The organism is Micromonospora sp. DT68 (genome assembly GCF_049847245.1).
Taxonomy (GTDB): Bacteria; Actinomycetota; Actinomycetes; order Mycobacteriales; family Micromonosporaceae; genus Micromonospora; species Micromonospora profundi.
The window spans coordinates 60707-84022 of record NZ_JBNCNZ010000002.1; the positions used below are offsets into that span (position 1 = coordinate 60707).

Below are 23316 nucleotides of genomic sequence, written 5' to 3' on the forward strand. Positions count from 1 at the left end.
GTCGGCGGTTCGCGGTCACCCCTTGACGCTGCCGGTCAGGCCGCCGATGAGCTGCCGTTCGGCCACGGCGTAGAAGCCCAGTGCCGGAAGCATGGACAGGACGACGTAGGCGAGCACCCGGGCGGTGTCGTCGGCGTACTGGCCCTGGAACGCCTGGACCCCGACGGGCAGGGTCCACCAACTCTGGTCGCTGAAGACGACCAGCGGCAGCATGAAGTTGTTCCAGCTGGTCACGATCGCCAGCACGGAGACGGTGGCCAGGGCGGGACGGGCCATCGGCAGCAGGACCCGCCAGAAGAAACCGAAGGCGCTGCACCCGTCGAGGACGGCTGCCTCCTCGACCTCGGCCGGGATGGTCCGGAAGAACTGGCGCAGGATGATGATGGTGATCGGCAGCCCGAAGGCGGCCTGGGGCAGGATGACACCGAGCGGGTTGTCCAGCAGGCCGACGCTACGCAACAGCACGAACAGCGGCAGGATGGCCACCGCGAACGGGAACATCAGGCCGATCGCGAACAACGTCACCAGGAACTCCCGACCCCGGAAGGCGTAGCGCGCGAAGACGAACGCAGCCAGCGCCGCCGAGCCGACGACGATCAGGGTGCTGCTCACGGCGATGAGCAGACTGTTGCCGAGCTGCCGCCAGAACACCCCGTTGCCCAGGATTTCCAGGTAGTTCGGCACCCACGGGTCGGGCCAGCCCAGCGGGTTGGTGGACAACTGGCCGTTGTCCTTGAAACCGCCGAGCACGCCGAAATACACCGGCACGACGATGAGCACGCCGACGGCGATGCAGACGAGGTGCAGCACGACGCTGCGGGTCCGCTGGGCGCGGCTCGCCATGGCGGTCATCACTGGCCTCCCTGGGTGGTGATCGCGCCCGCCGTGTCACGACGCAGGACGATGCGTTGGTAGAACAGGGCGAAGACGAGGCTCAGCAGGAACATCATGATGCTGATGGCACTCGCGTAGCCGACCTCGAAGCGCCGGAAGCCGAACTGGTACATCGTGACGGCCAGCGTCTCCGAGGAGTGGATCGGCCCGCCACCGGTGAGCACCCACACCATGTCGAACAGTTGGATGGTGCCGATGACCGACAGGAAGATGCTGATGCGGATCGTCGGGCCGAGCAGGGGCAGGGTGACATGCCGGAACGCCTGCCAGGCGCTGGCGCCGTCGGTCACCGCCGCCTCGTGCAGTTCCTTCGGGATGCCCTGCCGGGCTGCCAGGAAGAGCATCATGTAGAGGCCGAAGTACTTCCAGGACACCACCATGAAGACGGCGTACAGCACGGTGTCCGGGTCGGCGAAGATGGTGCCCGCGTCGGCGCCCAGCCACCGGGCGACGCCCTCCCCGAGCCCTCGGTTGGGTGAGAACACCAGGGTGAACAGGACGGCCGTGGTGACCTCGGAGAGGACGTACGGGGCGAAGAAGATCAGCCGGTAGACGGCCCGCCCCCGAAGTGGCTGGTTGAGCAGCATGGCCAGGGCCAGCGCAACAGGAAGCTGCACGCCCAGGGACAGCACCACCAGCACCAGGCCACGCCACAGGTCGCCGCGGAACGTCGGGTCGCCGAAGGCGCGGGTGTAGTTGTCCAACCCGATGAAGTTCTCCGGCAGGCCGAAGCCGTTCCACTTGAAGAAACTGGCGTAGCCGGCCACCACGATGGGGGCGAGGACCAGCAGTACGAACAGCGCCAGGGCCGGCGCCAGGAAAACAGCGAGGACGGTGCCCCGGCCGGGCCGGGGCTGGCGGTCGCGCTTTCGCGCGGTGCCCGGCCCCGACGCCGGCGGATCGGTCGCCGTGTCGCCGCGCCTGTTGTCCGACACGGTCGATGGCCTGGTCATGCCTGCTCCACTCGGGTTCTACGGCCAGCTACGGATGGATGGGTGCTCACGTTCAGACGGTCTTTGCCACCTGCGTGATGTCCTTGACGATCGCCGCCGGCGACTTCTTGCCGGCGATGATCTCCGCGACGCTGTCGTTGATCTGCTGTCCGAGTGCGGGCGCGTACGCCTGGTCGAGGTAGAGCTGGAAGCCGGTGTTCTTGGACAGGGCCTCCGCGACGACCTTGTTGTTGGCGTCGCTGACGGCCGAGGTGGCGTCCTTGACCGTGGGCAGAACGGCTCCCGTCTGGGCGGACCGCTTCTGGTTCTCGACGCTGAGCAGGAACTTCAGGAAGTCGATGGTGGCCGCCGGAGCGTCCTTGCCGACCGCGAAGCCGTTGCCGCCGCCGAAGACCTCGGTCGCGGCGCCCTTGCCGCCGTCCACGGCGGGGAACGGGAAGAAGCCGAGCTTGTCGCCGAGACCCTTCTTGCTCGTGGAGCTTGACCCCTGCACCGCCGGCGCCCACTGCCCCATCAGCTCCATGCCGGCCTTGCCGTTGCCCATGGTGGCGGCCTGGCCGTCGGGCGAGCCGTACTCGGCGCCCAGGAAGCCGTTCTGGAACGGCTGCAGGTCGACGAGTTCCTTGAGCCGCTCACCGGCGGCGACCAGGTCGGGGGTGTCGAAGTTCTTGCTGTCCACGGCCTTCTGCAGCGCGTCGACACCACCGATGCGCATGGCCAGGTACGACCAGTAGAAGTGGGCCGGCCACTTGTCCTTGCCGGCGAGCGCGACCGGGGTGATGCCTGCGGCCTTGAGCTTGCGGACCGCGTCGAGCACGCCGTTCCAGGTGGTGGGGGTCTCGGTGATGCCGGCGCGGGTGAAGAGTTCCTTGTTGTACCAGAACCCGACCATCCCGATGTCGAACGGGATGCCGTAGATCTTGCCGTCGATCGTGTACGGCTGCATGGCGGCGGGCAGGATGCCGCTGACCAGGTCCTTCACGTCGTCGGTGAGGTCCTTGACCAGACCTGCGTCCACCTGCTGCTTGAGCACGCCGCCACCCCAGGACTGGAACAGGTCCGGCGGGTCGCCGGCCTGGGTGGCGGTGGTGAGCTTGGCCTTGAACGCCTCGTTCTCCAGGGGCTGGATGGTGAACGTGACGTTGCTGTGTGCAGCCTTGTACTCCTCCGACAGCGCGGCCCACACGGGCAGCATCGGTTCGGTGTTCTGGATGTGCCACCAGTTGATGGTCTGCGGCGCGTTCGGGTCGCTCGACGCTTCGTCGCTGCTGCACGCGCTGAGCAGGTAGGCACCGGCGCCGGCACCGGCGAGGCCGAGCAGCGTTCGGCGGGTGAGGTGGGTGGTCATGATCCATCCCTTCGGGGACTCACTGAGGGTGCGGAAACGCCGGCCAAGCCGGCACGGTTCAGACCTGGATCTCCGGAACTTTCAATGCTTCGTCGGCGTTACCGATCGATGGCCGGCACGCTACGAGCTGTTTCGGCGGCGGTCAAGACCCCTGTCCAGCCGGGAAAAGACCGACTAACGTAGTGAAGACTTCCTATGGTTTGGTACCGCATAATTTCCGGAAGTTCATAAACCCGCACAGAGGAGCCCTCGTGTCGATCGACACCGCTGACGTGGCGACCGCTGCCTGGTCGATCCGCAACCCCGTCCTCGCCGGATTCCACCCGGATCCGTCGATCCTGCGCGTCGGCGACGACTTCTACCTGGCCACCTCGACCTTCGAGTGGTATCCGGGAGTCCGCGTGCACCACTCGCGCGACCTCGTCAACTGGCGCACCCTGGGCGGGATCATCACCGACCGCCGCCTGCTCGACCTGCGTGGCTGCGGCGACTCCAACGGTGTGTGGGCGCCCGACCTGACGTACCACGACGGCGAGTTTCACCTCGTTTACAGCGACGTGGCCAGCTTCGCCAGCGGCTACTGGGACCCCCAGAACTTCCTGGTGACCGCGCCCGACATCGCCGGGCCCTGGTCGGATCCGGTGAAACTGCACGGCCGTGGGTTCGACGCCGCGCTGTTCCACGACGACGACGGCACCACGTGGCTGCTGAGCATGAGCGCCGACTGGCGACCCGGTCGGGACCGCTTCGGCGGCATCGAGATCCAGCAGTACGACCGGGCCACGCGCCGTCTCGTCGGGCGGCCCCGGATGCTGTTCATGGGCACGTCGGTGGGGGTCACCGAGGGCCCGCACCTCTACCGTCATGACGGCTGGTACTGGCTGATCACTGCCGAGGGCGGCACCAGCTGGGAGCACCAGGTCACCGTCGCGCGGTCGCGGGAGCTGTTCGGGCCGTACGAGGTGGACCCGGACGGACCGTTGCTCACCTCGGTGAACCGCCCCGATCTGCCGTTGCAGAAGGCCGGTCACGGCAGCCTGGTCCGCACCCCGGACGGCGGGTGGTACCTGGCGCACCTGGTGGGTCGTCCCTACTCACCGCTGGGCAACTGCGTGCTGGGCCGCGAGACCGCGATCCAGCGGGTCGAGTGGCCGGAAGGTGGCTGGCCCCGGGTGGCCGGAGGCGTTCCGGCCGAGGAGGTCGTCGCCCCCGACCTGCCCCCGCACCCGTGGCCTGCGGAACCCGCCACCGACCACTTCGACGAGCCCGAGCTGGGTCACTGCTGGTCGACGCTGCGGCGTCCGGCCACCGCGGACTGGGTCGACCTGAGCTCGCGACCGTCGCACCTGCGGGTTCACGGCGGGCAGTCTCCGGTGGGGCGGCAGGCTCCGAGCCTTGTGGCACGCCGCGTCGGCGCGACGCACTGCTCGCTGGAGACGACTGTCGAGTTCGACCCGATCGACCACCGTCAGCTCGCCGGGATCACCGCGTACTACAACACACTGAACTGGCATCACCTCTACCTGACCCGTGCCGACGACGGGCGCGCGGTGCTGGAGTTGCTCAGCTCCGACAACGGTCGGCGCACCGCGTACCCGGAGCTGACAGTCGACGCCGACGGCGTCACCCGGGTCGGCCTGCGGGCGGTCTTCGACGGGCCGGTGGTCCGCTTCGACTACGACCTCGGCGACGGTTGGCAGCGGCTGCCCGTCGACCTGGACGCGACGATCCTGTCCGACGAGCACGCGGCTCTGATCATCGACGGGGAGCCTGCGGCGTGGGGCTTCACCGGCGCGTTCCTCGGCCTGTGGGTGCAGGATCTCGGCGGCGACGGCGTGTACGCCGACTTCGACCTGGCCACCTATCAGGAGCACTGACGACGGGGGGTGCCGACCGGGAAAGCGCTCCTTCTCCCGGTCGGCACCGCATCGTGGCCGCCGATTGAACCTTTGACGTCGCATCGACGTACTGGTAACTGTTAATACAGTTACCTGATTCTTGCGACGTCCACCGCGCCCACACGCCATCGGCCGGCCCGCGCGGTGCGCCGCTGCATCCCCCGAGGAGCACAATGGTGCGCACGAGGACAACCGCCTACGCCGTGGGCGCGCTGCTGATCGCCGTCGCGGCGGTCGGCTACGGCCTGCCGTCAGCCAGCGCCGCGACCGCCGGGCCGATCACCGGCCTCGGCGGCAAGTGCGTCGACGTCGCCGCCGCCAACACGGCCAACGGCACGCCGATCCAGCTCTACGACTGCAACGGCACAGCAGCCCAGACGTGGACGGTCGGCAACACCGACAACTCCATCCGCGCGCTCGGCAAGTGCCTGGACGTCACCGCCGCGTCGAGCGCCGACGGCGCGAAGGTGCAGCTGTACGACTGCAACAACACCGGTGCCCAGAAGTGGACGGCAAGCAACGGCGCACTCGTCAACACCGGCTCCGGCAAGTGCCTCGACGTCACCGACCGCAACACGGCAAACGGCACCCGGTTGCAGATCTGGACCTGCTCGGGCACCACGAACCAACGCTGGACGCTACCCGGTGGCGGCACCCCCACCCCCACCACACCGACAGGCGTCAACCTCGACGACCCGGCGAAGAAGGACGTCGCCATGCAACTCGTGTCGGCGGCGGAAAACTCATCCCTCGACTGGCGCGCGCAGTTCTCCTACATCGAGGACATCGGCGACGGGCGCGGCTACACGGCCGGCATCATCGGGTTCTGCTCCGGCACCGGCGACATGCTCGAACTGGTCGAGGCGTACACCCGCGCCAAGCCGGGCAACGTGCTTGCCGCGTACCTGCCGGCTCTGCGTGCCGTCAACGGCACGGACTCGCACGCGGGCCTGGACCCGAACTTCCCCCGCGACTGGCGGACCGCGGCCACCGACTCGGCGTTCCGGGCCGCCCAGGAGGCCGAGCGGGACCGGGTGTACTTCAACCCGTCGGTACGCGACGGCAAGAACGACCAGGTCCGGGCGCTCGGCCAGTTCGCCTACTACGACGCTGCGGTGATGCACGGGTACGAGGGCATGCGTCAGATCCGCAGCCGCGCCCTCACCCGCGCGAAGCCCCCGGCCCAGGGCGGCGACGAGCGGACCTGGCTCAACGCGTTCCTCGACGAACGGGTCATCGAGATGCGTAAGGAGGCCGCCCACTCGGACACGTCCCGCGTCGACACGGCCCAGCGGGTGTTCCTCAACAACGGCAACCTCGACCTGAACACCCCGCTGGTGTTCGCGGTCTACGGCGACCAGTTCCGGATCGGCTAGACCCCCACCGGCACGCGCACGACGCTCAGGGCGCCGCCTCGCGGCGCCCTGAGCTGTTCGCCGGTGACCGGGCACACGTCTTGCCTTGACGCTGACGACAAGGTTTAGCGTTGACCCCACGAGCTGGTCGAGGAGGTCGCGATGCTGATCGGCGAGCTGGCGGAACGGGCCGGCACGAGCACCCGCACGCTGCGCTACTACGAGGCGCACGGGTTGGTACGGCCGCAGCGCTCGGCAAACGGCTACCGCGTCTACGACGAGGCGGAGCTGCGGGTCGTCAGGGAGATCCGGGCGCTGCTGGACGTGGGCTTCGGCCTCGACGACGTCCGCCCGTTCGTTGCCTGCCTGCGGGCGGGCAACGCGTCCGGCGACGTCTGCCCGGACTCGGTGCTGGTGCTGCGACGCAAGCTCGCGGAGGTCGACGACTACCTCGGACGGCTCGGCGACGTACGCCGGCAGTTGCACGACCAACTCACCCACGCTATCGCCCACCGGGAGGACACATGCCCCAGGAAACGACAGTCGGCTCGCTGATCACCGTCACCGACGACACGTTCGCCGAACTGGTGCTGGCCAGCGAACGACCCGTGGTGGTCGACTTCTGGGCGGACTGGTGCCCGCCCTGCAAGATGATCGAGAAGAGCCTCGCCGAGCTGGCGGGAGAGTTCGGCGACCGGATGGCGGTGGCCAAGCTCAACAGCGACGACAACCCGCGGACCACGCGTGCCTACGCCGTCATGTCCCTGCCGACGCTTCTGGTGTTCCGTCGCGGCGAGGTCGTCGGCTCGATCGTCGGGTCCAGGCCGAAGACCTATCTGCGACAGACCCTGACCACGCACGCCGGCATCTGACGGGTCAGCGCCTGCCGAGTTCCGCCTCCAGCCGCTGGATGAGCGTCTTGCGGCCCTTGCCGCCGCGTTCGGTGCGCAGGGCCGCCCGGAGCTGGCGCGTGTCAAGGCCACGAACGAGCTTGGCCGCCTCGGCGACAGGCATCTCCGACATCCGGCCGCCCGTCCGGGCAGCCATTCGCGGCTGCTTGGCGGGGCCGGTGGCGTCTCGCGGCTGCTTGCCGGGGCCGGTGGCGTCCCTGCGCGCCCGCTTGGCCGGGCTGGTGGCGTCCTTGCGCGCCCGCTTGGCCGGGCCGGTGTTGGCGACGTACTGCCGGCCGGAGCGGGACGCTTCACGCTTCTTCGTGTCGGTCGCGCGCTTCTGACTGTCCGACAGCTCGTCCCAGGCCCGCTTGGGCAGGTACCGACTTGTCGTACCGCCCCGGCGGGCGCGGGTGTCGCCCTCCTTCGTCTGCCACTTCTCGTTGCCCCAGCGCTGGAGGGACTTCTGCCGCTCGTCCTTTTCGCCGAGAAAACCGCCGCCGCGCCGCTTGTACTCCTGCGTGAGCAACTGCGACTTGCGAGCCGACCACTGGCCCTTCCTGCCGCCCTTGTCGGATGCCTTGATCTCTTCCTTGATCTGCTCCCGGAGTTCGGGTTTCGTGTACCGCGCCATGGTTCGCAGCTACCCGGGACCGCGCCGGCTATGCGTCCGGCACGTCGTGTTGACCTCAACCGGACGCGAGGTTCTAGCCTCCTTGCGGAGGTACGGAATGAGTATGGAAGTTACCGCGTGGACGTCCCTGCACCGCGCGATGAATGCCCAGGAAGAACGACCGTTGTCCCTTGCCACCCTGAAGCGCATCGGGCGGTTCGCACGACCACACCGCCGACTGATCGTCAGGTTCCTGCTGTTGAGCGTGGTGACAGCGGTGCTCACGGTGGCCGCTCCCGTGCTCGCCGGGCGGGTGGTGGACGCGATCGTCGTCGGTGCCGACAGCGGCGTCGTGATCCGGTTGGCCGCGCTGATCGCCGTGATCGCCCTGGCCGAGGCCGGCCTCGGTCTGGTGACGCGGTTCCTGTCCGCGAGCATCGGTGAAGGGCTGATCGTCGACCTGCGGACAGCCGTCTTCGACCACGTCCAGCGCATGCCCGTGGCGTTCTTCACCCGGACACGTACCGGCGCGCTTGTCAGCCGCCTGAACAACGACGTGATCGGCGCGCAACGGGCGTTCAGCGACACACTGTCGGGAGTCGTCGGCAACGCCGTCACCCTGGCCCTGACGCTTGCGGTGATGCTCACCTTCTCGTGGCAGATCACGCTGCTGGCGCTCGTACTCCTGCCGATCTTCGTGCTCCCGGCCCGGCGGATGGGTTCGCGGCTCGCCCGGTTGCAGCGCGAGGCGGCCGAGCACAACGCGGCAATGAGCACCCGGATGACCGAACGTTTCTCCGCACCCGGCGCGACGCTCGTCAAGCTGTACGGGCGGCCGGCCGAGGAGTCGGCCGAGTTCGCGGCGCGGGCGCGGCGGGTGCGCGACATCGGCATCCGCGCCGCAATGCTCCAGTGGGTCTTCATCACCGCGCTCACCGTCGTCGGCTCGCTGGCGCTGGCCCTCGTCTACGGGCTCGGCGGCGTGTACGCGCTGCGGGGCAGCCTGGACGCCGGCACGGTGGTCGCGCTCGCGCTGCTGCTGTCGCGCCTCTACGCGCCGCTGACCTCGCTGGCGAGCGCCCGGGTCGAGGTGATGAGCGCGCTGGTGAGCTTCGAGCGGGTGTTCGAGGTCCTCGACCTCAAGCCGCTGATCCTCGACAAGCCCGACGCCCGGCCGCTGCCGGACGGGCCGGTCGCCGTGGAGTTCGAGGGGGTACGGTTCGGCTACCCGTCGGCCGAGAAGGTGTCGCTGGCGTCCCTGGAGGATGTGGCGAAGCTCGATACGCGCGGCGGCGAGGAGGTGCTGCACGGCGTGTCGTTCCGCGCCGAGGCGGGCCAGATGGTCGCCCTCGTCGGCTCCTCCGGAGCTGGCAAGTCGACGATCGCGCAACTCGTTCCCCGCCTGTACGACGTCGAGGACGGCGCGGTACGCCTCGCCGACGTCGACGTACGCGATCTTTCGTCGGATTCGATCCGGGCGGCTCTCGGCGTGGTGACCCAGGACGGGCACCTGTTCCACGAGAGCATCCGCGCCAACCTGGCGTTCGCCGCGCCGGACGCGACGGAGGAGGAGATGTGGGATGCGCTGCGCCGGGCTCGGCTGGAGGCCCTGATCCGTTCGCTGCCTGACGGGCTCGACACTGTCGTCGGTGAACGGGGGTACCGCCTGTCGGGCGGGGAACGGCAACGGCTCACGATCGCGCGGCTGCTGCTGGCCCGCCCACGTGTGGTCATTCTCGACGAGGCGACGGCACATCTGGACTCCACGTCGGAGGCAGCCGTCCAGGAGGCCCTCGCCGAGGCGTTGGACGGCCGGACGAGTGTGGTCATCGCACACCGGCTGTCCACGATCCGCGCGGCGGACCAGATTCTCGTCGTCGAGGACGGCCACATCGTGGAACGTGGGCGGCACAGCGAACTGCTCGCCGCCGGGGGCCGCTACCAGGATCTGTACCGCACCCAGTTCGACCAGGACGAGCCGGAGGCGCCGCAGCAGCGCGTCGCGACCGTCTGAGGAGTGCTGTCATGCCGCCGCCCGCCACGGCGATCCCGTGACGGGCGGCGGTTGGTCGTGTCAGTCGCGGCAGGTGGTGTCAGTCGCGGTTAGTGGCGTCAGTCGCGCGGCTGGTGGTGTCAGCCGCGGATAGTGGCGTCAGTCGTCGTCGCCGGACTTGTCGTCGTCGTCATCGTCGTCATCGTCGTCGTCGTCATCGTCGTCATCGTCATCGGCGTCGTCGTCATCGACCGGCTCCTGCTCGGCCTTGACCACCGTGCCGTTGTCGCGGTCGACGTCCACCTCGTGCTCGACGTCGCCCGCGACGATCTCGACGCTCCAGACCGGTCGGCCGTTCTCCTCCTCGGCCTCGACCTCGACGATCTGGCCGCCACCGGCCTTGGCGAGGGCGATCTCACCAGCGCGCTGCTCGTCCACCACGCTGCCCGCTGGCGCGGTGCTGGCCGAGGGGGAGCCCGCCGACGGCGTACCTGATGGGGTGCCGCTGGTGCCCGGAACGGGCGTGGCGGTGTCGTCAGTGGCCGTCGGGGCGACGGTTGCCGCGGCGAGTGTCGTGCCTCCAGGCCGCGAGTTGTTCGCGGCGGTGACGCCGAGCGCGACCCCGACCACCGCCAGCACCGCCGACCCGCCGACTGTCGCCAGAAGCAGATTGGTGCGCTTCATCGTGGTGTCCACCTTTCCTCGGTTGTCGACTCTGAGGATCGGTCGGATCGGGATAGCAGCGCGCTGTCCAGACGATAAGGCCGGGTTAAGCCGCCGCGTCCCCGTAGATCTTGGACAGTTTCCGTTAGCGGCTAACGGAAACTGTCCAAGATCTACGAGAGCCGAGCTGCCCAAGGCCGCGGCGACAGCCGGGCGGCGCAAGGCCACGGGCAGCGCAAGGCCACGGCGACAGCCGAGCCTGCGAGAGCCGAGCCAGCGTGCCGCGGTGGCCGCTCAGGCCACTCGCGGTGGCCCGAGCCGGAGCAGCACCTGCGTTCCGCCTCCCTCACCGGTACGCAGCTCCAGCCGGCCGCCTCCGGCCTGCGCGGCGCGGCGGGCGATGTCCAGGCCCAGACCTGTCGACCCGGCCGAGCTGGCACCCCGCTCGACCGCGCCGGCCGGCATCCCCGGCCCTTCGTCGGCGACGGTGAGCAGCACCTCCCCCGCCTCGGCGGCCAGCCGGACGGCGAACGGTGTCCCGTCGGGTGTGTGCGCGAAGACGTTGCCGAGCAGGGCGTCCACGGCGGCCGTCAGGTCGTCGGCAGGCACACCGACGAGGATCGGGCCGGGGGCCAGGTCGAGGCTGACGGCCCGGCCGGTGTCCTCGGCCAGCACCGACCAGAACGCGACCCGGTCGGCGACGATCGCCGCGGCGTCCGAGGCTGCGGCGCCTGGCGTCGGTGTACGCCAGCGGGCCTGCCGGATCAGCCCGGTGACCGCCCGTTCGAGCCCGTCGGCGGCGGCCGTGATCCGGGCCGCGTCGTCCGGGTCGCGCAACGACTCGGCCTCCAGCCGCAGCGCCGTCAACGGTGTGCGTAGCCGGTGCGAGAGGTCGGCGACCTGCTCGCGCTCCTGCACCAGGAGGACCTGGATCCGGGCGGCCAGATGGTTGAGCGCGCCGGCGACCTCGCGCAGCTCCGCCGGGCCGGCCGGCGTGACCCGGGCGTCCAGTTCGGCGTTGGCGAGGCGGTGCGACACGGCGGACAGCTCGCTGATCGGCCGGACCAGCGTGCGGGCCAGCCGGTCGGCGACCGCCAGCCCGATCAGCACCAGAAGCACTCCGAGCAGGGCAAGCACCAGCCAGGCCCGGGTCACCCCGGCGGTCAGCTCCTGTTTCGGCACGACGATGCGGATCACCCCGGTGCCGTCGGCCCGGCCCTGCACGGCGATGACCACCTCCCGCCCCGCCGCCGACTCGCCCGTGAGGCTCTGCCCGCGTGCCGCCAGGGCCACCGCCGGCGTACGGGGTGCGGGAGCGCCGAGCACAGTGCCGTCGGGCAGGAAGACGCTCACCTCCCGACCGGACTCGGCGGCGAGCTGCTCGACGGTGACCCGGATGGTGGCCGCGTCGGCGGTGCCGACCACGGGCACGAGGCTCTGCGCGTCGGCGGTGGCCCGGACTGTCGCCCGGTCCTCGGCGACGGTGCGCACGAGCAGCGCCAGCGGCACCAGGAACGCGATGAGGGTGAGCACACTGACCGCCGCGACAAGCAGCGCGAGGCGTGCCCTCACCGCTGTGCCACCGGCGCGTCCAGTCGTACACCGACGCCCCGCACCGTGTGCAGGTAGCGCGGCTGCTGGGCGCTCTCGCCAAGCTTGCGACGCAACCACGACAGGTGCACGTCGACGGTCTTGTCGGCGCCGCCGTACGGGATCTGCCACACCTCGGTGAGCAGCTCACGTTTGGTGACCACCTGGCCGGGCCGTCCCGCGAGGTGGTGCAGCAGGTCGAACTCGCGGGGCGTCAACTCCACTGTCGCACCGTCGAGGGTGACCTGCCGTGCCCGGGGGTCGATGCGCAGTCCACCGACAACCAGCGCCGGGTCCTGCGTGTCGCCGCCCGTCGGGCCACGCCGCAGAACGGCCCGGACGCGGGCGTCGAGCTGCGCCGCCGTGAACGGCTTGACCACGTAGTCGTCCGCGCCCGCGTCGAGCACCCGCACGATCTCGGTCTCGTCGTCGCGGGCGGTGGCCACGATGACCGGAACCGAACTCACCGCGCGCAGCATCCGCAGCAGCTCCCGCCCGTCCAGGTCGGGCAAACCGAGGTCGAGCACGACGAGGTCGGGACGGTCCTCCAGGGCGTCGCGCAGCCCGGCCATCGCGGTCGAGGCCGCGGCCACCGCGTGCCCGCGTTCCCGCAGAGCCCGGATCAATGGGGTACGGATCGTCAGGTCGTCCTCGATGAGCAGCAGGCGGGCCACAGCAGGCAGGCTAGCCGGTGCGGCCGGGCCCGGGGCGGGCGTTAGCAGTGCCTTAACGTGCAGATGTGCCGGCCACAACCGAGGTTCGGGGATAGTCAGAGGATGGGCCGTCGTTCGATTCTCGTCGCCACCGGGTGGGTGGCGACCGCCGCCGTGGCCACCCTCATCGGGTTGGGCGCGATCCGGCTGGTGGGCGAGAGCATCACCGGCACCCCGGGCGGGGTGCGCAGCGAGGCGGAGATCGAACGGGCGCTCGCCTCCCCGGAGCCGACGCCCACCGGCACGACGGCGGCCGGCACGACGCTGGCCGCGCCGGCCGCCAGCCCCGGGTTCCGCCGGGGCTTCGCCACCGAGGGCGGCACGGCGGTGGCCGAGTGCGGCGCCGACGGGGTACGCCTCGTCTCCTGGGCGCCCGCACAGGGTTTCCGGGTCCGCGACGTGGACCGGGGCCCGGACGACGACGTCGAGGTCACGTTCGAGGGGCCGGGCGGCGAGCACGAGCTGAAGGTGCGCTGCATCGGCTCGGAGCCGGTGGCCGTCGCCGACGACTGAGCCGCCGCTCCTCGACGCCGGGTCACCGCCCCGGGTGCTCCGGTTTACCCCAGGAAGCCCAGGGTAGGGAGCGCGGTGCGGCGGACGGCAGGCCGTCCTTGAGCACGGTGGTCCGGGAGGCAACGAATGCGAGCGATGGTGTACCGCGGACCGTACCGCGTGCGCGTCGAGGAGAAGGACCGGCCGGTCATCGAGCATCCCAACGACGCGATCGTCCGGGTGACCCGGGCCGCGATCTGTGGCTCGGATCTGCACCTCTACCACGGGATGATGCCGGACACCCGGGTCGGGATGACCTTCGGTCACGAGTTCGTCGGTGTGGTCGACGAGGTGGGGCCGTCGGTGCGCAACGTCAAGCGCGGAGACCGGGTGATGGTCCCGTTCAACGTGTACTGCGGGTCGTGCTTCTTCTGCGCCCGAGGGCTGTTCAGCAACTGCCACAACGTCAACCCGAACGCCACCGCCGTGGGCGGAATCTACGGTTACTCGCACACGTGCGGCGGCTATGACGGTGGCCAGTCCGAGTACGTCCGGGTGCCGTTCGCCGACGTCGGGCCCAGCCTGATTCCCGAGTGGATGGACGACGACGATGCCGTCCTGCTCACCGACGCGCTCGCCACCGGATATTTCGGCGCGCAGCTCGGCGACATCGTCGAGGGCGATGTGGTCGTGGTCTTCGGCGCCGGTCCGGTGGGGCTGTACGCAGCCAAGTCGGCCTGGTTGATGGGAGCCGGCCGGGTCATCGTCATCGACCACCTCGACTACCGGTTGGAGAAGGCGGCGTCGTTCGCCCACGCCGAGACGTACAACTTCGCCGAGTACGACGACATCGTCGTGCACATGAAGAAGATCACCGATCACCTGGGCGCGGACGTGGCAATCGACGCGGTCGGGGCCGAGGCGGACGGCAACCTCCTCCAGCACGTCACCGCCACGAAACTGAAGTTGCAGGGCGGCTCCCCCATCGCGTTGAACTGGGCCATCGACTCGGTCCGCAAGGGCGGCACGATCTCGGTGATGGGCGCGTACGGGCCGATGTTCAGCGCCGTCAAGTTCGGCGACGCGATGAACAAAGGGCTGACCCTGCGGGTGAACCAGTGCCCTGTGAAGCGGCAGTGGCCGCGCCTGTTCGAGCACGTCCGCAACGGCTACCTCAAGCCCAGCGACATCGTCACCCACCGGATTCCGCTGGAGCACGTCGCCGAGGCGTACCACATCTTCTCCGCCAAACTCGACGGCTGCATCAAGCCGCTTATCGTTCCGAGCGCCGCCTGACCCGACCGGGAGTCCTTCATGCCGTACACAGCGGACAAGCCGAAACTGGCCGAATCCAGCGACGAGCTGCGCGCCCGTATCCCCGGGTGGGGCGTGGACCTCGACCCGAAGGACCGGCCCTCGGTGCCGAAGGAGCAGTTCGATCCGAACCTCAACGGCGCGCACTGGGAGTTCCCCGAGCGACAGCCCGAGAAGTGGCCGCGGGAGAGGTCGATCGAGCACAAGTTCCTCACCCCGGTCTTCGGCACCTCGTGCCCTCCCAAGGGGCTCTCCGGGGTGATCCGCCGGTACTCCTATCGTCGGTACAGCGAGGGGCGAGCGGCGCACTGGCTGCTCCTGCTCGCGGCGGACCGGGTGGACGCTGCGGAGAGCACTGTCGCGTCGTTCCTGACCCGTCGCCCCGACAACCTGGTGGCCGAGACCGGTGTCCTGAGCGAGTTCACCCGGCACGGGCTCTCCTCGCGTCTGCGCGGCAAGCGCGTGGACCGGGTGCACCACCCGCTCGACCCGATCATCGTCACCGCGCCGTGGGTGCTGGCCGGAGGGGCCGCCTATCTGGTCCTCCGTGGGCTCGCCCGACGCGGACGGTCCTCTACCCGGTAACCCGCAGCCCGGCGATGAGGATGCCGACCATGCGGCGGGCGTCGTAGCGGGGGTCGTCCGCGCCGATGCAGAGGTTGCCGACACCCCGCAGCAGTACGAGGGCACCCACGTCGGGGCGGATCTCGCCCGCCGCTGAGGCAGCGGCGAGCAGTTCGGCACACACGGGCACCAGCCGGTCGATGAAATAGGCGTGCAGCGTCTGGAAGGCGGCGTTGTCGGATTGCAACGCCTCGGCGAGGCCGTGCTTGGTGACGAGGAAGTCGACGAAGAGGTCGATCCACTGCGTCAGCGCCGCGTACGGCGTGCTGCTGCTTGCCAACAGGGCGGGCCCGGCCTCGGCGCACGCCTCGACCTGGTGTCGGTAGACGGCCACGATGAGGTCGGCGCGCGTCGGGAAGTGCCGGTAGATCGTGCCCACGCCGACCCCGGCCCTGGTGGCGATCTCGCGGACGGGCACGTCGACGCCGGAGGCGATGAAGGCCGAGGCGGCGGCGTCCAGCAGGGTCGCCTCATTGCGCCGCGCGTCGGCCCGTTTCCGGGGTGCCGGACGCGCTGATCCGCTCTCGATGTCGGCCACTGCGCCGCTCCTTCGGTCACTACGACTTGGCAAACGGAACCGGGTTCCGTATATTCGTTACCGGAACCTGGTTCCGCTTGCCCAGTCTGCCAGATCAGGTGGGCCGCGGCCAACACACCCCTGCCACATGGAGGAACAGTCATGCAATACCGCACCTTGGGTCGCACCGGCGTCCAGGTCAGCACGCTCTCGTTGGGCGCCATGAACTTCGGCAAGATCGGACGAACCACCCAGGAGGAGACAACAGCAATCGTCGACGCCGCCCTGGAGGCGGGCATCAACCTCATCGACACCGCCGACTGGTACAGCCTGGGCGAGTCGGAGGAACTGGTCGGCAGGGCCATCGCCGGCCGTCGCGACGACATCGTGCTCGCCACGAAGGCGGGCATGCCGATGGGCGACGAGCGCAACCATCAGGGCAGCTCACGCCGCTGGCTGGTCACCGAGCTGGACAACAGCCTGCGGCGCCTCGGCGTCGACCACGTCGACCTCTACCAGATCCACAGGTGGGACCCGACCACCAGCGACGAGGAGACCCTGTCGGCTCTGACCGACCTCCAGCGGGCCGGCAAGATCCGCTACTTCGGCTCCTCGACCTTCCCCGCGTACCGCATCGTGCAGGCCGAGTGGGCCGCCCGGGAACACCACCTCAGCCGGTACGTCACCGAGCAGCCCAGCTACTCGATCCTCCAGCGCGGGATCGAGACCCACGTCCTGCCGGTCACCGAGCAGTACGGCCTCGGCGTGCTGGCCTGGAGCCCTCTGGCGTCGGGCTGGCTGTCCGGCGCGGTCCGGGCCGGACAGGAGATCACCACCAGCCGCTCGACGATCCTGCCGGAACGCTTCGACCTCGGCATCCCGGCCAACCAGGCCAGGATGAACGCCGTCGAGCAGCTGGCCAAGGTCGCCGACGACGCCGGCCTCACCATGATCCAGCTGGCGCTCGGTTTCGTCACCGCGCACCGGGCCGTGACCAGCGCGATCATCGGCCCCCGCACCACGGACCATCTGCGTTCCCAGCTCGCCGCGGCGGACACCGTGCTTTCCGGCGACGTGCTCGACGCCATCGATGCGATCGTCGCTCCCGGCGTCGACCTGGCCGCCCACGAGAAGTTCGACACCCCGCCCGCCCTGCTCGACCCGGCACTGCGGCGTCGCTGACACCGAGAGGAGGCCACACATGCACCATGGACACCGAACGCTGTTCGGGATCATGACCGCTCCGTCGCAGGTCGACTACCAGGACGTCCTGCGGGTCTGGCGCGAGGCGGACGCGATCCCGAACATCGAGCACGCCTGGCTCTTCGATCACCTGATGCCGATCGCCGGCGACCCCAGCGGGCCGACGTACGAGGGCTGGACACTGCTCTCGGCCCTCGCCGCGCAGACCCGGCGCCTGCGCCTCGGTCTGCTGGTGACAAGCAACCGCTTCCGGCCGCCCGCGATGCTCGCCAAAATCGCCACGACCGTCGACGTGGTCTCCGGCGGGCGGCTGGACTTCGGTATCGGCGGAGGTTCACGGCCCGGTCATCCGCTGGCCCGGCGCGAGTACGCGGCGCACGGGTTGCCCTTCCACGACTTCGCCCACTCGGTGGGAAGCCTCGCGGAAGCCTGCACCGTCATCCGGCGCCTGTGGACCGAGGCGGAACCTTTCGACTTCCATGGCACGTACGTCGATCTCACGGGCGCCTTCGGCAACCCCAAGCCGGTCCAGCGTCCCCACCCTCCGATCCTCATCGGTGGACGGTCCGCGCCGGTCCTGCGCGTGGTCGCCGAGCACGCCGACCTGTGGAACATCCCGGGCGGCGACATCGACGACGCCGTGCACCGGAGCGCACTGTTGGACCGCTACTGCGCCGAGATCGGTCGCGACCCCGCGTCGATCAGGCGATCCATGGTCCTCCAGGTCTCCTACGACGAGCCCGACACGACCCTGGAGGCGATCCGCACGGCGATGGGCGCCGGGTTCTCGCACATCGTTCTGGGGCTGGCGGCGCCATACCCCGCGCATGTTGCGCAGTGGGTCAGCGAGCGGCTCATCACCCCGGCCGGCTAGCACCCGGAGTTCACCGGAAGGTGGTGTCCCGGGACGGTGGCCGGGCCGATCACTGTCGTAAGGTGCCAGCATGGCGCACCCCACACGGCCCGATGTCGGGCCTTGCGGGACGCACGGGGGCAGCCGCCGGCATTACGGTGCCGCAGCCCGATGACGTCGACCTGGTGGGCCGTGGCGCCGCCCCGACGCGTCAGCCACCTGCCGGCCGTCGACCCCGAACTGCTGCGGGTAGCGCTCGACCCGCTGCCCCCGGGCGCACCGGCCGTCGTGCACTACCGGCCCGTGGCCGTGGGTCCGCTGGGTGACCTGGTGAGCACCCTGCTCGACCAGTTGGACAGCGTGGCGCTCGCGATGTTTCCCAACTGGTTGCCGGATGCGGCCGGCTTGGACGGTCAGGGCGAGCTGAGCGCGGCGGCGGCCCGCTCGCTGGCGGCCCGCACCGCCGCCCGGTCGCGGCACTTCGGCCCGTTCCTGATCGACCTGGCCGAACGCGCGACACGCGGTGCCCGGCAGCCCGGCGACCGGCTCCGCTTTCCGGCGGAGGTACGCGCCGCCGGGCTCGCCCGGGTGATCGCCGAGGCGTACGACCGCACGGAGTGCGTCCTTCTCGTCACCGTGCCCGAGTTGGACCCGGACGCCGAACGGACGCTCGTGGCCGCCGCCGAGTGGCTGGTGCGCCACGGCGGCTTCACGGTGTGGCTGACCGGCACCGCGATGCGGCACGCGGACCGGGTCCGTTCCGTGCCGGTGACGGTGCCGGCGCGCTTCGCCGAGCTGGCCGACCCGAGCAGTCGGATTCCCGACGTGGTCGGCCCACCGGAGCCCACGTTGCTGGCCTGGCCGCCGATCGCTGGTGTGCCACGCGGCGACAGCCCAGCCGAGCAGGCACTCGAACGCGCCCTCGCGTCACACCGGTGGGCGCGTGGGCGGCGGTGGAATCAGATCTTCGATCCGCATCCGCTCGGCGAGGCGTACCGTCTGGATCTCTTTTGGCCCGCCGAAGGTCTTGCGGTCGAGGTGGACGGCCCGGAGCATCGAGGGCGAATCGCTTTCGCCAACGATCGGCGGAGGGACGTTCGGCTGCACCTGCTCGGGCTGAGCGTGCTCCGCTTCACCAATGAACAGGTGCTGTCCGACGTAGCGGCGGTGGTCGACGGGATCCGTCGTCTGCTGGCCCGCCGACGCACGGACGGCACGCATCCCCTTGGAGATGAGACATCATGACGAGCCCGGCGGACGTACCGAGCCTGACGTCGAACCAGATCAACGCCCTCGTGGTGCTGATGGTCGAGGCGCGCCGACTCACCAACGTCGAGCTACGTGAGCTGGCCGGCTTCTCCCTTACCGGCAAGGACAACAAGCGGCTCATCGACCTGGGCCTGGTCGAGACCGACAGGGGGCACCGGCCGTTCGCCCACGAGCTGACCGACGAGGGCTGGCGGGTCGCCCGCCAGCTGCACACCGCCGCGCCGCCCAAGGGAGCGGGCTCGGCGACGCGGTCCCTGCTCACCGTCCTCGCCAACCTGCACCGCTCGCTGGACCGGCTCCGGGTCAGCCACGGCGACTTCTTCAAGCAAACCGACGGCGCGGGTCCGGCCGCCAGCACGCCGGAACCCCCCGTCAGCACGCCACAACCCGCCGCCACGCCGGATGCGGCCGCCGCTGACGTACAGGCGCTGGTGCGCGAGGCGTACCGGGAACTGGCAGCGGCGCCGGGGGCCTGGGTCGGCCTCGCCGACATTCGGGACCGGCTCGCCGACACCGACCGGACCGCCCTGGACGCGACGTTGCGGGCGATGGTCGGCCAGGAGAACGTCCGCATCATTCCGGTGGCCAACACCAAGTCGCTCACCTCGCGCGACCGCGCCGCGGCAGTGCGGATCGGCAACGAGGACAACCACGCCCTGGCGATCGGCCCGGCGTGATCTCCGACGAGCAGCGCGCCGCCCTGGAGGCGGTGAGTCTCAACCCGGCGGTCACCCCCGACGACGTCTGGCGGGCCAGCCCGCACAACGTCCCGGAGTTGCACGAGAAGGTGGTCGCGGAGATCCTGCGCGGGGCGGGACGGGCGCGCACGGACGACACGACGGTGCCGCTCGGGGTGGCCATGCAGGGCCGCGCGGGCGCCGGCAAGACGCACCTGCTCGGCGCGGTTCGTGAACGCGTCCAGCGCGACGGCGGCTACTTCTTCCTGGTGGACATGGTCAGCGGCAAGACGTTCTGGGAGAGCGTCGCCCTGGCCCTGGTGGAGGGCATGGGTCGCGACGCGATCGGCTGGGGCACCCAGCTACGTACCTTCCTGCGCCGGCTCACCGCCCAACTCGGCCTGCCGGTCGAGGTCCGGGACGCGATCGCTGGGACCCGGCCGGTGACCCGGGAACACCTTGACACCTTCATCCGAGGGCTGCGCACCCGTGACCGGGAGGTCGGACGGGACTGCCAGGACACCGCGCGGGCGCTGGTCCTGCACGGCGCCATCGACTTCGAGGCGCAGGACGTGGGTTACGCCCACCTGATCTCCGAGCCGGGCGACCCGCAAGCGCGGGCGGCGTGGGGGCTGAGCACCGCGCTGCGGACCCCGCAGCAGATCGTGCAGGACATCTCCCGGCTGATGGCCCTGACGTTGGACCCGACGGTCATCGCCGTGGACCAGCTCGACACGCTGTTCGCCCAGAGCAGCACCTCCCTGTGGGAACAGCACGCCGGGCTGGAGGACGCCCAGGCGAGGGTGGTCGGGCCGATCGCCGACGGCCTGCTCAAGCTCCGTGACGTCACCCGTCGGACACTGGTCGTCGTCTCCTGCCTGCCCGACACCTGGGAGTTGCTGACGCGCAGCGCGCCCACGCCGGTCAGTGACCGGTTCCGGCAGGCGACTCTGCCGGATCGGATACCCACTGCCGAGATCGGCCTGGCCATCGTGGCCAAGCGGCTCACCGACGCGTTCGCGGGACCGCGCTTCGTCCCGCCGCACCCGACCTGGCCGATCGACCCCGCCGCCTTCGCCGACGCGCCGACCCTGACACCACGCGCCTTGCTGCGGCGGGTGGACCGCCACGTCGCCTGGTGCCGCGACCGCGACGAGGTCACCGAACTCGACCGGCTCATCGACGGCGCCGACACGGCGGCGACTCCGGCCGTCGTGCCCGGCCGGACCAGTGACCAGGCCGCCGACGAGCAGAAGCTGCGCGAACTGGACGCCCGCTTCGCCGAACTGGTCGACGCGGCGGACGTTTCGGCCGCGCTCGCCGCGGCCACCGAGGACGAGCGGATGCCACCATTGCTCGCGGCCGGGCTGGCCGCCTGGATCGCCGAGCAGGCGCCGACGGGTGCCGCCTACAAGTACGATCCGCCGCCCAGTCGCAAGCCCGCCCTGCACGGGCGGTTGATCGAGGTGCTCGACGAGGCGACCGAGAACGAGGCGCACTGGTGCTTCCGGGCCATCGCACACTCCAACGCGATCGCGGTCACCGCGCGGGTCAAGGCCGCGTGCACAATGGCCGGATTGGACCGGGACCTGCCGCAACGGCGACTGGTGCTGCTGCGTAACGGCCCGTGGCCGACGGGCAAGCGTACGACGGAGGTGTTGACCGCCTTCGACGCGGCCGGCGGCGTTCGGTGCGCGGTGACGGAGGCGGACCTGCGGGTCTTCGCGGCGCTGCGGGTGTTGGCGGGCGAGCCGTCCGCGGTCCTGCAGGAGTGGCTGCTCACCCGCCGCCCGGCCAGCGGCACGGGTCTGTTCCGGAGGTTCTTGCCGGGGGCTGACCACGCGGCCTCCAGCACGGAAGGTTCGCCGCAGGGGCACCTCGACGACGGCACCGACGAGACGACGGCCGACGCGACCGCGCCGGTCACCACCGATTCGCCCGACCCGGCGGTCGTCGCCGACGGGCGGTCGATCGGCTTGGGGCGGACCGTCCAGGGTGGCAAGCCGTTCGCGGTGGATCTGGAGTCGCTGCGCCGGCACGCCGTCGTGTTCGCCGGCTCGGGTTCCGGTAAGACCGTGCTGATCCGCCGGCTCGTCGAGGAGTGCGCCCGGCAGGGTGTCTCCTCGATCGTGCTCGACCCCAACAACGACCTCGCCCGGCTCGGCGACGCGTGGCCCGAGGCACCGAGCGGCTGGAGCCCCGGTGACGCCGAGCGAGCCGACGACTATCTCGCCCACACCGAGGTGGTGGTGTGGACGCCCCGGGTCACCGCCGGCCGGCCGCTGAGTTTCCAACCGCTGCCCGACTTCACATCGCTGCGTGAGTGGCCCGACGAGTTCGACCAGGCGATCCGGTCCGCCGTGGAGGCCCTCGCGCCGCGGGCCGGCGTCGACCGGCCCACCAAGCTGGCGCAGCAGGGCAAGGCCGTGCTCACCGAGGCCCTCCAGGCGTACGCGCGCAGCGGCATGGTCGGCCTGCACGGCTTCACCGAGTTCCTCGCGGAGCTGCCCGAGGGGGTCAGCCGTCTGACGCGGGCCGACAAGCTCGCCCAGGAGTTGGCCGAGACGCTCAAGGCGGCGATGGTCACCGACCCGCTCTTCGGCGGGATCGGCGCGCCGGCCGACCCGGGGTTGCTGTTGACGCCGTCGCCGGGCCGGCGGGCACGGGTCTCGGTCATCAGCTTCGTCGGCCTCACCTCCGACCAGGAACGTCAGAGCTTCGTCAACCAGTTGCAGATGGCGCTCTTCGCCTGGGTCAAGCGGCACCCGGCGGGTGACCGTCCGTTGGGCGGCCTCTTCGTGATGGACGAGGCACAGACGCTCGCCCCGTCGACCGGCAACACGGCCTGCACGGCCAGCTCCATCGCGCTCGCCTCGCAGGCCCGCAAGTACGGGCTCGGGTTGGTCTTCGCCACCCAGGCGCCCAAGGGTCTGCACAACCAGATCTCCGGCAACGCGACGACGCAGTTCTTCGGGCTGCTCAACGCGCCCGCGCAGATCGACGCCGCTCGCCAGTTGGCCGAGGCCAAGGGCGGACGGCTGCCCGACATCGGCCTGTTGAGCAGCGGCGAGTTCTACGTGGCCGGGGAGGGGTTCTCGTTCCTCAAGGTCCGCACCCCGCTGTGCCTCACGCATCATCCGAAGGCGCCGATGACTCCCGAGGAGGTCGTCGCCCGCGCCCGCCCGGCGGGTGATCCGCACTCTGGCAGGCCGTGACGGCAGCGTGGCGCGGCGGCCGGAAGCCGCCGCGCCACAGAGCCGATCCGAGGGTACGAGGGTCAGCTCGCTGCAGGAGACCGACTGCCAGGTCCAGTTGCCGCCGCCCCCGTCGGTGCCACCCACTGATGCCTCGCAGCGCACATGGTCAGGCGATCGAATCGACGCCGATAGTTCCGATGAATTTCCGGATCTCGGCATCCGGAGGTCGCGTCCGGCCTCATGATCGACCTTTGCCTGCG

The 23316-nt window shown here is 70.3% G+C and carries 21 protein-coding genes; 13 read left to right on the forward strand and 8 right to left on the reverse strand.

Annotated features, from left to right (window positions below; translation table 11 throughout):
* Positions 1 to 15: 15 nt before the first annotated feature.
* From ACPXB1_RS03485 to ACPXB1_RS03495, 3 genes are read right to left on the reverse strand one after another with little or no spacing between them, the layout of a single operon-like run.
* On the reverse strand, positions 16 to 852 hold the full coding sequence (locus ACPXB1_RS03485) for a carbohydrate ABC transporter permease (RefSeq protein WP_355588653.1): 837 nt from the start codon (positions 850 to 852) through the stop codon (positions 16 to 18).
* Positions 852 to 1847 carry a carbohydrate ABC transporter permease gene (locus ACPXB1_RS03490; protein WP_355588651.1) on the reverse strand — a complete coding sequence of 332 codons (996 nt, stop codon included), beginning with the start codon at positions 1845 to 1847 and terminating at the stop codon, positions 852 to 854. The genes ACPXB1_RS03485 and ACPXB1_RS03490 overlap by 1 nt, the downstream gene beginning before the upstream one ends.
* Before the next feature lie 52 nt (positions 1848 to 1899).
* Positions 1900 to 3195 carry an extracellular solute-binding protein gene (locus ACPXB1_RS03495; RefSeq protein WP_355632652.1) on the reverse strand — a complete coding sequence of 432 codons (1296 nt, stop codon included), beginning with the start codon at positions 3193 to 3195 and terminating at the stop codon, positions 1900 to 1902.
* A 251-nt stretch (positions 3196 to 3446) separates the two neighbouring features.
* Between ACPXB1_RS03495 and ACPXB1_RS03500 the strand changes: the two genes are divergently transcribed.
* The 4 genes from ACPXB1_RS03500 (at position 3447) to trxA (ending at position 7320) form a co-directional block, all read left to right on the forward strand.
* Positions 3447 to 5072 (forward strand): glycoside hydrolase family 43 protein, encoded by a 1626-nt coding sequence (locus ACPXB1_RS03500; protein ID WP_425734802.1) that lies wholly within the window; start codon positions 3447 to 3449, stop codon positions 5070 to 5072.
* A 194-nt stretch (positions 5073 to 5266) separates the two neighbouring features.
* Complete coding sequence (locus tag ACPXB1_RS03505; protein ID WP_425734803.1) at positions 5267 to 6469, forward strand: chitosanase; 1203 nt, start codon at positions 5267 to 5269, stop codon at positions 6467 to 6469.
* 141 nt (positions 6470 to 6610) lie between these two features.
* Complete coding sequence (locus ACPXB1_RS03510) at positions 6611 to 7003, forward strand: MerR family transcriptional regulator (protein ID WP_355588641.1); 393 nt, start codon at positions 6611 to 6613, stop codon at positions 7001 to 7003.
* Positions 6973 to 7320, forward strand: coding sequence for a thioredoxin (trxA, locus tag ACPXB1_RS03515; protein WP_425734804.1), 348 nt, complete (start codon positions 6973 to 6975; stop codon positions 7318 to 7320). Before ACPXB1_RS03510 ends, trxA begins: the two co-directional genes overlap by 31 nt.
* A 4-nt stretch (positions 7321 to 7324) precedes the next feature.
* Here the strand turns inward: trxA and ACPXB1_RS03520 are convergent, their stop codons facing one another.
* Positions 7325 to 7972, reverse strand: coding sequence for a DUF5872 domain-containing protein (locus ACPXB1_RS03520; protein WP_425734805.1), 648 nt, complete (start codon positions 7970 to 7972; stop codon positions 7325 to 7327).
* A gap of 97 nt (positions 7973 to 8069) precedes the next feature.
* Here ACPXB1_RS03520 and ACPXB1_RS03525 point away from each other — a divergent pair, with 97 nt between their 5' ends.
* Positions 8070 to 9965, forward strand: coding sequence for an ABC transporter ATP-binding protein (locus ACPXB1_RS03525; protein ID WP_425734806.1), 1896 nt, complete (start codon positions 8070 to 8072; stop codon positions 9963 to 9965).
* 138 nt (positions 9966 to 10103) lie between these two features.
* On the opposite strand, the gene ACPXB1_RS03530 is transcribed toward ACPXB1_RS03525, so the two are convergent.
* The 3 genes from ACPXB1_RS03530 to ACPXB1_RS03540 form a co-directional block, all read right to left on the reverse strand.
* Positions 10104 to 10628, reverse strand: a complete 525-nt coding sequence (locus ACPXB1_RS03530; protein ID WP_425734807.1) for a PepSY domain-containing protein — start codon at positions 10626 to 10628, stop codon at positions 10104 to 10106.
* Positions 10629 to 10901: 273 nt separating this feature from the next.
* Positions 10902 to 12179: a HAMP domain-containing sensor histidine kinase gene (locus ACPXB1_RS03535; protein ID WP_425734808.1), complete on the reverse strand. Its 1278-nt coding sequence runs from the start codon at positions 12177 to 12179 to the stop codon at positions 10902 to 10904.
* Positions 12176 to 12871, reverse strand: coding sequence for a response regulator transcription factor (locus ACPXB1_RS03540; protein WP_053652902.1), 696 nt, complete (start codon positions 12869 to 12871; stop codon positions 12176 to 12178). The genes ACPXB1_RS03535 and ACPXB1_RS03540 overlap by 4 nt, the downstream gene beginning before the upstream one ends.
* Before the next feature lie 102 nt (positions 12872 to 12973).
* Here ACPXB1_RS03540 and ACPXB1_RS03545 point away from each other — a divergent pair, with 102 nt between their 5' ends.
* The 3 genes from ACPXB1_RS03545 to ACPXB1_RS03555 all read left to right on the forward strand — a co-directional run bounded on the left by ACPXB1_RS03545 (position 12974) and on the right by ACPXB1_RS03555 (position 15301).
* Positions 12974 to 13423: a hypothetical protein gene (locus ACPXB1_RS03545; protein WP_053652903.1), complete on the forward strand. Its 450-nt coding sequence runs from the start codon at positions 12974 to 12976 to the stop codon at positions 13421 to 13423.
* A 135-nt stretch (positions 13424 to 13558) separates the two neighbouring features.
* Positions 13559 to 14698 (forward strand): zinc-dependent alcohol dehydrogenase, encoded by a 1140-nt coding sequence (locus ACPXB1_RS03550; RefSeq protein ID WP_231639922.1) that lies wholly within the window; start codon positions 13559 to 13561, stop codon positions 14696 to 14698.
* An 18-nt stretch (positions 14699 to 14716) separates the two neighbouring features.
* Positions 14717 to 15301: a hypothetical protein gene (locus ACPXB1_RS03555; protein ID WP_053652905.1), complete on the forward strand. Its 585-nt coding sequence runs from the start codon at positions 14717 to 14719 to the stop codon at positions 15299 to 15301.
* Here the strand turns inward: ACPXB1_RS03555 and ACPXB1_RS03560 are convergent.
* Entirely contained in the window at positions 15291 to 15878 is a 588-nt protein-coding gene (locus tag ACPXB1_RS03560) for a TetR/AcrR family transcriptional regulator (protein ID WP_053652906.1), read from the reverse strand. The genes ACPXB1_RS03555 and ACPXB1_RS03560 overlap by 11 nt on opposite strands.
* Positions 15879 to 16019: 141 nt before the next feature.
* Here ACPXB1_RS03560 and ACPXB1_RS03565 point away from each other — a divergent pair, with 141 nt between their 5' ends.
* From ACPXB1_RS03565 to ACPXB1_RS03585, 5 genes are all read left to right on the forward strand, one after another.
* A complete protein-coding gene (locus ACPXB1_RS03565; protein WP_053652907.1) occupies positions 16020 to 17039 on the forward strand; it encodes an aldo/keto reductase in 1020 nt (339 codons plus the stop codon).
* A gap of 19 nt (positions 17040 to 17058) precedes the next feature.
* Positions 17059 to 17934, forward strand: coding sequence for an LLM class flavin-dependent oxidoreductase (locus tag ACPXB1_RS03570; RefSeq protein ID WP_167944194.1), 876 nt, complete (start codon positions 17059 to 17061; stop codon positions 17932 to 17934).
* Between the two features lie 150 nt (positions 17935 to 18084).
* Complete coding sequence (locus tag ACPXB1_RS03575; RefSeq protein ID WP_167944196.1) at positions 18085 to 19158, forward strand: endonuclease domain-containing protein; 1074 nt, start codon at positions 18085 to 18087, stop codon at positions 19156 to 19158.
* Entirely contained in the window at positions 19155 to 19859 is a 705-nt protein-coding gene (locus tag ACPXB1_RS03580) for a hypothetical protein (protein ID WP_053652910.1), read from the forward strand. Before ACPXB1_RS03575 ends, ACPXB1_RS03580 begins: the two co-directional genes overlap by 4 nt.
* Positions 19856 to 23074 carry an ATP-binding protein gene (locus ACPXB1_RS03585; protein WP_425734809.1) on the forward strand — a complete coding sequence of 1073 codons (3219 nt, stop codon included), beginning with the start codon at positions 19856 to 19858 and terminating at the stop codon, positions 23072 to 23074. Before ACPXB1_RS03580 ends, ACPXB1_RS03585 begins: the two co-directional genes overlap by 4 nt.
* The last annotated feature ends 242 nt before the right edge of the window (positions 23075 to 23316 follow it).

Excerpts from the sequence above, each read along its gene's own strand:
- ACPXB1_RS03485 (WP_355588653.1), bottom strand. The coding sequence starts at position 852 with ATGACCGCCATGGCGAGCCGCGCCCAGCGGACCCGCAGCGTCGTGCTG.
- ACPXB1_RS03490 (WP_355588651.1), bottom strand. The coding sequence starts at position 1,847 with ATGACCAGGCCATCGACCGTGTCGGACAACAGGCGCGGCGACACGGCG.
- ACPXB1_RS03495 (WP_355632652.1), bottom strand. The coding sequence starts at position 3,195 with ATGACCACCCACCTCACCCGCCGAACGCTGCTCGGCCTCGCCGGTGCC.
- ACPXB1_RS03505 (WP_425734803.1), top strand. The coding sequence starts at position 5,267 with ATGGTGCGCACGAGGACAACCGCCTACGCCGTGGGCGCGCTGCTGATC.
- ACPXB1_RS03510 (WP_355588641.1), top strand. The coding sequence starts at position 6,611 with ATGCTGATCGGCGAGCTGGCGGAACGGGCCGGCACGAGCACCCGCACG.
- trxA (WP_425734804.1), top strand. The coding sequence starts at position 6,973 with ATGCCCCAGGAAACGACAGTCGGCTCGCTGATCACCGTCACCGACGAC.
- ACPXB1_RS03520 (WP_425734805.1), bottom strand. The coding sequence starts at position 7,972 with ATGGCGCGGTACACGAAACCCGAACTCCGGGAGCAGATCAAGGAAGAG.
- ACPXB1_RS03525 (WP_425734806.1), top strand. The coding sequence starts at position 8,070 with ATGAGTATGGAAGTTACCGCGTGGACGTCCCTGCACCGCGCGATGAAT.
- ACPXB1_RS03530 (WP_425734807.1), bottom strand. The coding sequence starts at position 10,628 with ATGAAGCGCACCAATCTGCTTCTGGCGACAGTCGGCGGGTCGGCGGTG.
- ACPXB1_RS03545 (WP_053652903.1), top strand. The coding sequence starts at position 12,974 with ATGGGCCGTCGTTCGATTCTCGTCGCCACCGGGTGGGTGGCGACCGCC.
- ACPXB1_RS03550 (WP_231639922.1), top strand. The coding sequence starts at position 13,559 with ATGGTGTACCGCGGACCGTACCGCGTGCGCGTCGAGGAGAAGGACCGG.
- ACPXB1_RS03555 (WP_053652905.1), top strand. The coding sequence starts at position 14,717 with ATGCCGTACACAGCGGACAAGCCGAAACTGGCCGAATCCAGCGACGAG.
- ACPXB1_RS03565 (WP_053652907.1), top strand. The coding sequence starts at position 16,020 with ATGCAATACCGCACCTTGGGTCGCACCGGCGTCCAGGTCAGCACGCTC.
- ACPXB1_RS03570 (WP_167944194.1), top strand. The coding sequence starts at position 17,059 with ATGCACCATGGACACCGAACGCTGTTCGGGATCATGACCGCTCCGTCG.
- ACPXB1_RS03575 (WP_167944196.1), top strand. The coding sequence starts at position 18,085 with ATGACGTCGACCTGGTGGGCCGTGGCGCCGCCCCGACGCGTCAGCCAC.
- ACPXB1_RS03580 (WP_053652910.1), top strand. The coding sequence starts at position 19,155 with ATGACGAGCCCGGCGGACGTACCGAGCCTGACGTCGAACCAGATCAAC.